General features: G+C 66.1%; 5 protein-coding genes. All 5 read left to right on the top strand.

The genetic code is table 11. From position 1 onward, the window contains the following. The first annotated feature begins 453 nt into the window (after positions 1 to 453). Entirely contained in the window at positions 454 to 2,085 is a 1,632-nt protein-coding gene (locus ACFU99_RS28870) for an ABC transporter substrate-binding protein (RefSeq protein ID WP_384397567.1), read from the top strand. Between the two features lie 135 nt (positions 2,086 to 2,220). Next, positions 2,221 to 3,147: an ABC transporter permease gene (locus tag ACFU99_RS28865; protein WP_384397565.1), complete on the top strand. Its 927-nt coding sequence runs from the start codon at positions 2,221 to 2,223 to the stop codon at positions 3,145 to 3,147. Beyond that, entirely contained in the window at positions 3,140 to 4,120 is a 981-nt protein-coding gene (locus tag ACFU99_RS28860; RefSeq protein WP_384397563.1) for an ABC transporter permease, read from the top strand. Before ACFU99_RS28865 ends, ACFU99_RS28860 begins: the two co-directional genes overlap by 8 nt. Before the next feature lie 11 nt (positions 4,121 to 4,131). After that, entirely contained in the window at positions 4,132 to 5,184 is a 1,053-nt protein-coding gene (locus ACFU99_RS28855) for an ABC transporter ATP-binding protein (RefSeq protein WP_384397560.1), read from the top strand. Next, positions 5,177 to 6,328: an ABC transporter ATP-binding protein gene (locus tag ACFU99_RS28850; RefSeq protein WP_384397558.1), complete on the top strand. Its 1,152-nt coding sequence runs from the start codon at positions 5,177 to 5,179 to the stop codon at positions 6,326 to 6,328. The genes ACFU99_RS28855 and ACFU99_RS28850 overlap by 8 nt, the downstream gene beginning before the upstream one ends. The last annotated feature ends 51 nt before the right edge of the window (positions 6,329 to 6,379 follow it).

Below are 6,379 nucleotides of genomic sequence, written 5' to 3'. Positions count from 1 at the left end.
GGTCGGCGCCGGTACGTACCGACGGCCCGGCATTCCGCATCGCGCGGGGTGCCGGGCCGTCGGCGTGGGGCTGGAGTGACGCCGGCCTGATGTCCGATCATGTGTTCGTCGCGCAAGGGAATTATGAAGTGCTCTTGTCCGGATAGCGGCGATCACTGTCCGAATGGAGTGCTAACAGTCCGTTTCGCGGTTGTCTGTCTGTGATGTGTTTGTCCGGATATCGGGTCTTCGCGCGTAACTGATGTGACCAAAGCGAGACCCTTTAAGTGTGGTTTACAGGCCGCCCGTACTTAATAGTTGGCTCCATTGAGCTCGGGTCAATGGGTCACGCGCTGTGGGGAGCGCCGACTCACGAGCACACTCGGGGCTCTCGTAGCACAGCTGTCAGGGGTGTCAGCCAATGCTTTGGGAGCCCGTTTCATAACGACAGTGGACTCCTGAGGAGGCAAACCCATGCGCGGTGCAAAGAGCGCAGCCTGGGTCGCAGGTGCGATAGCCGTGGCGCTGACCGCGACGGCTTGCGGCGGCAGCAGCAAGGACAGCAACGCCGGTGGCGCGACGGACCCGAACGGCGTCTTCAGCTACCAGAGCAACGAGCCGCAGCGCCCGTTGCAGCCTGCCAACGCCAATGAGGTCGGCGGCGGCCGCATGCTGGACAACCTCTTCCGGGGTCTCACCGAGTTCGACCCGAAGACCGGCCAGCTGAAGATGGCGGTCGCCGACAAGATCGAGACCAAGGACTCCCAGCACTTCACCGTCACGCTGAAGCCCGGCTGGACGTTCCACAACGGCGAGCCGGTCACCGCCAGCTCGTTCGTCGACGCCTGGAACTGGGGCGCGAACACCAAGAACGCCCAGATCAACAGCTCCTGGTTCGAGGACATCAAGGGCTACGACGAGGTCCACCCGGCCAGCGGCGACCCGAAGTCCGACAAGATGTCGGGTTTGCAGGTGAAGGACGACAAGACCTTCACCATCGAGCTGACGCGTCCGATCTCGTACTTCCAGTACAAGCTGGGCTACGTGGCGCTCTCCCCGCTCCCCAAGGCGTTCTTCAAGGACCCGAAGGGCTTCGGTCAGAAGCCGGTCGGCAACGGCCCGTACCAGTTCGTGAGCTGGCAGCACAACGTCAAGGTCTCGCTGAAGCGCTACGACAACTACAAGGGTGACGACAAGGCCAAGAACGGCGGCGTCGACTTCAAGATCTACCCGAAGCCCGAGGCCGCCTACCAGGACATCCTGTCCGGCAACCTCGACACGCTGGACCAGGTCGACCCGACCGACCTCAGCAAGTACAAGCAGGACCTCGGCGACCGCGCGATCGACCAGCCGATGGCCGGTACCGTCAACATCGGCTTCGCGATGTACGACGACGCCTGGAAGGGCGTCGACAAGGCCAAGGTCCGCCAGGGTCTGTCGATGGCCATCGACCGCAAGAGCATCGGCGAGAAGGTCCTCCAGGGTTCCCGCGAGCCCTCGACCGGCTTCGTGGCGCCCGGCACCGTCGGCTATGAGAAGAGCGACAGCGACCTCTTCAAGTTCAACCCCGAGAAGGCGAAGCAGTACATCAAGGACGGCGGCGGCGTCCCCGGCAACAAGATTTCCCTGTTGTACAACAGCGACGGCGGCCACCAGAGCTGGGTCGACGCGGTGTGCAACTCCATCACCCAGGCCACGGGCATCGCCTGCGAGGGCAACCCGAAGCCGGACTTCAAGACCGCCCGTGACCTGATCACGGACAAGAAGCTCAAGGCCGGCGACATGTACCGCACCGGCTGGCAGGCGGACTACCCGCACATCGCGAGCTTCCTCTCGGATGTCTTCCGCACCGGAGCGGCCTCCAACGACTCCGGCTACAGCAGCAAGGAGTTCGACGCGGCGGTGGAGAAGGCCGACAAGGCCAAGACGCCCGAGGACTCGGCGAAGCTGTACGGCGAGGCGGAGAAGATCCTTGAGAAGGACATGCCGCAGATCCCGCTCTGGTACTACAAGTCCAATGCCGGCTACTCGACGCATGTCAAGAACGTGACCTACGACTGGATCGGCCAGCCGGTCTGGACGCAGGTCGAGGTTCTGAAGAAGTAAGTCCGACCGGCCAACCGCGCGGCGATGCGCGAACGCCGCCGTTAGCGGTCAGACAGATCGCGCGGCTGCCGTCGACTCCCCTGAAGGACAGACAGGGGGGCCGGCGGCAGCCGCGCCGATCGCATTGGAGGAACGATGGGGCGTTATATCCTTCGACGCCTGCTCCAGATGATCCCGGTGTTCATCGGCACCACATTGATCATCTTCTTGATGGTGTACGCGCTGCCCGGCGACCCCGTGAAGGCGCTCTTCGGTGACAAGGCCGCGGACCCCGCCACCGTCGCCCAGCTCAAGCACCAGTTCGGCTTGGACAAGTCACTGCTGGAGCAGTACTGGACGTACCTGACCAACCTGGTCCAGGGCGACCTCGGCATGAGCTTCAGCCAGCGTGACGTGACGGACATCCTGACGGACGCCATCCCCGTGACCATCCGGCTCGCGCTCGTGGCCTTCGTCATCGAGATCGTGATCGGCATCGGCCTCGGCATGCTCGCCGGCCTCAAGCGCGGCAAGCTCGTCGACCAGCTGGTCCTCGTCGTCACCCTCGTGGTGATCGCCATTCCGGTCTTCGTGCTCGGCTATGTCGCCCAGTCGGTGCTCGGCAACGAACTGCACCTGGTCGATCCGACGGTCAACGACTCGAACGATCTGAGTCAGCTGCTGCTGCCCGGCATCGTGCTCGCGTCGGTCTCCCTCGCGTACGTATCGAGACTGACCCGGACGAGCATCGCGGAGAACATCCGCGCGGACTACATCCGCACCGCCATCGCCAAGGGCATGCCCAAGCGCCGCGTGGTCGGCATCCACCTCATGCGCAACTCGCTGATCCCCGTGGTCACCTTCCTCGGCACCGACTTGGGCGCGCTGATGGGCGGCGCCATCGTGACGGAAGGCATCTTCAACGTCCAGGGAATCGGCAATACGCTCTACAGGGCAGTCCTCCAAGCCGATGGCCCCCTCGTGGTCGGCCTCGTCACGTTCCTGGTCGTCGTCTACCTCGTCGCCAGCCTCCTGGTCGACCTGCTCTACGCCGTTCTGGACCCGAGGATTCGCTATGTCTGACACCAGTGGCATCACGAGCCCGAGCTCCGCGTCCCCCACTGGCAACTACGCCACGAAGGACGAGGCAGCGCGCCAGAACGGCAGCGCCCCCGAGCCATCAGAGCCCAAGAAGGACCAGGCCAAGAGCCTGTGGGCCAACGCCTGGCAGGACCTGCGGCGGCGGCCCGTCTTCATCGTCTCCGGCATCATCATCGTGCTGCTGATCGTCATCGCGATCGCGCCGTCCCTGTTCACCAGCGCGAACCCGAAGCCGGGCGACCTCGCCCACTTCATGCAGAAGCCGAAGCTCGGCCACTTCTTCGAGGCCGACTGGTTCGGCTACGACGGCCAGGGCCGCAGCATCTACGCCCGCGTGATCTACGGCGCCCGCGCCTCGATGACCGTCGGCGTGTTCGCCACGCTTTTCGTGACGATCTTCGGCGGTCTGATCGGCGTCATCGCCGGCTACTTCGGCGGCTGGGTCGACGCCCTGCTCTCGCGGCTGACCGACATTTTCTTCGGCATCCCGATCCTGCTCGGCTCGCTGGTCCTGCTCCAGGCGTTCGCCGGCCGTACGGCGTGGACCGTGGCGCTGGCGCTCGGCGTGCTGGGCTGGACGCAGGTCGCGCGCGTGATGCGCGGCTCGGTGATCACGGTCAAGCAGGCGGACTACGTGCAGGCGGCGCGGGCGCTCGGCGCCGGCAGCGGCCGCATCATCTTCCGGCACGTGCTGCCGAACGCCATCGCGCCCGTCATCGTCGTCGCCACCATCGCGCTCGGCATGTACATCTCGGCCGAGGCGACGCTGTCGTACATGGGCATCGGCATCCAGAACGGCATCTCCTGGGGCGCGGACATCTCCACCGCCTCCGCGCAGATCCGCAACTCTCTGCACGTACTCCTCTTCCCGGCGGGCTTCCTGACCGTGACCGTGCTGGCGTTCATCATGCTCGGCGACGCGGTCCGCGACGCCCTCGACCCCAAGCTGCGCTGAGGGAGGCGTACGTGACCACCATCGAAACACCCGCGAACGTCCCCGAGCCCGCGGCGGCTGCCGCCGACGCCCTGCTCGAAGTCCGTGATCTGCACGTGGAGTTCCACACGCGGGACGGCGTCGTCAAGGCGATCAACGGCGTCAACTACTCCGTCTCCGCCGGTGAGACGCTCGCCGTCCTCGGCGAGTCCGGCTCCGGCAAGTCGGTGACCGCGCAGGCGATCATGGGCATCCTCGACATGCCGCCCGGCAAGATCCCGCAGGGCGAGATCTTCTTCCGCGGCGAGGACATGCTCCGCATGTCGGACGAGGAGCGGCGCAAGATCCGCGGCCGCAAGCTCGCGATGATCTTCCAGGACGCGCTCTCCGCGCTGAACCCGGTGCTCAGCGTCGGCTACCAGCTCGGCGAGATGTTCCGCGTCCACCAGGGCATGTCCCGCAAGGAGGCGAAGGCCAAGTCCATCGAGCTGATGGACCGCGTGCGCATCCCCGCCGCCGCGGCGCGCGTGAACGACTACCCGCACCAGTTCTCCGGCGGTATGCGCCAGCGCATCATGATCGCGATGGCGCTGGCCCTGGAACCGGACCTGATCATCGCGGACGAGCCGACGACGGCCCTCGACGTGACCGTGCAGGCGCAGATCATGGACCTGCTCGCGGAGCTCCAGCGCGAGTACAACATGGGCCTGATCCTGATCACGCACGACCTGGGCGTGGTCGCGGATGTGGCCGACAAGATCGCGGTGATGTACGCGGGCCGGATCGTGGAAACCGCTCCGGTGCACGAGCTGTACAAGCGGCCCGCGCACCCGTACACCCGCGGGCTCCTCGACTCGATTCCGCGCCTGGACCAGAAGGGCCAGGAGCTCTACGCGATCAAGGGGCTGCCGCCCAACTTGCAGCACATCCCCACCGGCTGCGCCTTCAACCCGCGCTGCGCCATGGCGCAGGACATCTGCCGCACCGACGTGCCCGTACTGCACCAGGTGACGGAGCGGGACGGTGCCGAACTGGCCGGCCGCGGCAGCGCGTGCCACTTCTGGAAGGAGACGATCCATGGCTGAGATGAAGAAGAACGACGAGGCCGTGGCCGACTCGACGCCGAGCGTCTCCGACGTGGTCGCGAGCGACGCGAGCACCACCACCGAGGTGGAGGCCGCCCTCGACGCGCGGGGCGAGCGCGGTGAGCCGATCCTCCAGGTGCGGAACCTGGTCAAGCACTTCCCGCTGACCCAGGGCATCGTCTTCCAGCGGCAGGTCGGCGCGGTCAAGGCTGTCGACGGGATCTCCTTCGACCTGTACCAGGGCGAGACCCTGGGCATCGTCGGCGAGTCCGGCTGCGGCAAGTCCACGGTCGCCAAGCTCCTGATGACCCTGGAGAAGGCCACCGCGGGCGAGGTGTTCTACAAGGGCCAGGACATCACCAAGCTGTCCGGGCGTGCGCTGCACGCGGTACGGCGCAACATCCAGATGGTGTTCCAGGACCCGTACACCTCGCTCAATCCGAGGATGACGGTGGGCGACATCATCGGGGAGCCGTACGAGATCCACCCGGAGGTGGCTCCGAAGGGCAGCCGTCGCAAGAAGGTGCAGGACCTGCTGGATGTGGTCGGGCTCAACCCCGAGTACATCAACCGGTATCCGCACCAGTTCTCCGGCGGCCAGCGCCAGCGCATCGGCATCGCCCGCGGCCTGGCGCTCAACCCGGAGATCATCATCTGCGACGAGCCGGTCTCGGCGCTCGATGTGTCCGTGCAGGCTCAGGTCATCAACCTGATGGGGAAGCTCCAGGACGAGTTCAACCTCTCCTACCTCTTCATCGCGCACGACCTGTCCATCGTCCGGCACATCTCCGACCGGGTCGGCGTGATGTACCTGGGCAAGATGGCCGAGATCGGCAGCGACCAGGAGATCTACGAGCACCCGACGCACCCGTACACGCAGGCGCTGCTCTCCGCCGTCCCCGTCCCGGACCCGGACGCCCGTGAGGGCCGCGAGCGCATCATCCTCACCGGCGACGTCCCGTCCCCGGCCAACCCGCCGTCCGGCTGCCGCTTCCGCACCCGCTGCTGGAAGGCGGAGGAGAAGTGCTCCACTGAGGAGCCGCTGCTGGCGATCCCGACGCGCTTCGCGACGACGGACTCGCTGGCGGCGCATGAGTCGGCGTGCCACTTCGCGGAGGAGAAGGACGTGGTGGGCGCGGCGTAACGCTCAACGCGTGTGGGGCTTCCCGGATCTACGGTCTGGGGAGCCCCACAC

Source organism: Streptomyces sp. NPDC057654 (genome assembly GCF_042800135.1).
Classification (GTDB): Bacteria; Actinomycetota; Actinomycetes; order Streptomycetales; family Streptomycetaceae; genus Streptomyces.
This window is presented reverse-complemented; position numbering and strand designations above follow the sequence as displayed.